Here is a 1,614-nt window from a genome sequence, read left to right as displayed (position 1 = left end):
CCGATCTGGCTGTCCACCGACCTGCGCGATGGCAATCAGGCGCTGTTCGAGCCGATGAACCGCGAGCGCAAGCTGCGCCTGTTCGAGGAACTGGTGCGCCTGGGCTTCAAGGAAATCGAAGTGGGATTCCCCGCCGCCTCGCGCACCGATTTCGAGGTGGTTCGTGAGCTTGTGGAACAGCAGCGGATTCCCGCCGACGTCACACCCATGGTGATGACCCAACTGCGCGAGGACCTGATCCGCGAAACCGTACGCAGTGTGCAGGGCGCGCGCCGGGTCATCGTCCACCTGTACAACGCCATCGCCCCGGTCTGGCGGCGCGTGGTCTTCGGGCTTTCGGTGGACGAGGTCGAGTCGCTGGTAGAGCGCCATGTAAGGCTGTTGCGCGACTTGACCGAGCAGCACCCGGAAACCGAATGGGTGTTGCAGTATTCCCCCGAAACCTTCTGCATGGCGGAGCTCGAGGTGTCTCTGCGCATGTGCAACACCGCGATCCGTACCTGGGACGCTGGCCCGGGGCGCCCGATCATCATCAACCTGCCGACCACCGTCGAGGTGGCCACCGCCAACGTCTTTGCCGACCAGATCGAATGGATGCACAGGCGCCTGGAGCGCCGCGATCAGGTCACGCTGTCAGTGCACCCGCACAACGACCGGGGCACCGGCGTGGCCTGTGCCGAACAGGCGTTGCTGGCGGGCGCCCAGCGGGTGGAGGGCTGCCTGTTCGGCAACGGTGAGCGCAGTGGCAACCTGGATCTGGTGACCCTGGCCCTGAATCTCTATACCCAGGGCATCAGCCCCGGGCTGGATTTCTCCGATATCGCAGCGGTGGCCCGGGTTGCCGAGGAGTGCACGGCGCTGCCGATCCATCCGCGCCATCCCTATGTCGGCGATCTGGTGTTCACCGCCTTTTCCGGCTCGCACCAGGATGCCATCGCCAAGGGCTTTGCCGCCCAGTCGGCCGACGGTTTCTGGGAGGTGCCCTACCTGCCCATCGATCCGCAGGATCTGGGGCGGACCTACGACAGCATCGTGCGCGTCAACAGCCAGTCCGGCAAAGGCGGGATCGCTTTCCTGCTGCAGCGCGACCACGGCATCGTCATGCCCCGGCGCATGCAGATCGAGTTCAGCGCCATTGTGCAGAAGCTGGCCGATGCCAGTGATGCCGAGTTGAGCAGTGAAGCGTTATGGGCGTTGTTCCAGCGCACTTACCTGACTATTGGAGAGGGGGCGGCGAGCCTGGTGTATCTCGGTCACCGATTGTTCGATGCTCCCGAGGGGCAAGGGATCGAGTTGCGGATCGCCACCCCCGGGAACCAGGCGCTGTGCTTGCGTGGGGTGGGCAACGGACCTATCGCCGCGACCTCGGCCGCCCTGGGCTTGCCTCTGCGTATCGACAGTTTTGAAGAGCGCAACCTGGGAGCGGGGGCCGACGCCCAGGCACTGGCCATTGTTGAAGCGGCGTGGCCGGGCGTGGCCGGCTCACGTTTTGGCGCCGGGTGCCATGCCAACATCGTCACCGCTTCGGTGCAGGCGGTGATCAATGCCGCGGCGCGGTTTCATCCGGAGCGAGTGCTGGCATTCACCCCTGCCGCGGAATCCGTCCGGGAGCCC

1 protein-coding gene is annotated in these 1,614 nt (G+C 65.4%); it reads left to right on the top strand.

The features are described from left to right. On the top strand, positions 1-1,614 hold a 1,614-nt coding region (locus BLX41_RS11595; RefSeq protein ID WP_259744724.1), incomplete at both ends, for a 2-isopropylmalate synthase.

The organism is Pseudomonas protegens (genome assembly GCF_003732485.1).
Classification (GTDB): Bacteria; Pseudomonadota; Gammaproteobacteria; order Pseudomonadales; family Pseudomonadaceae; genus Aquipseudomonas; species Aquipseudomonas protegens_B.
Note: the sequence above shows the minus strand (reverse complement) of the source record. Positions and strands in the feature narration are given on the sequence as shown.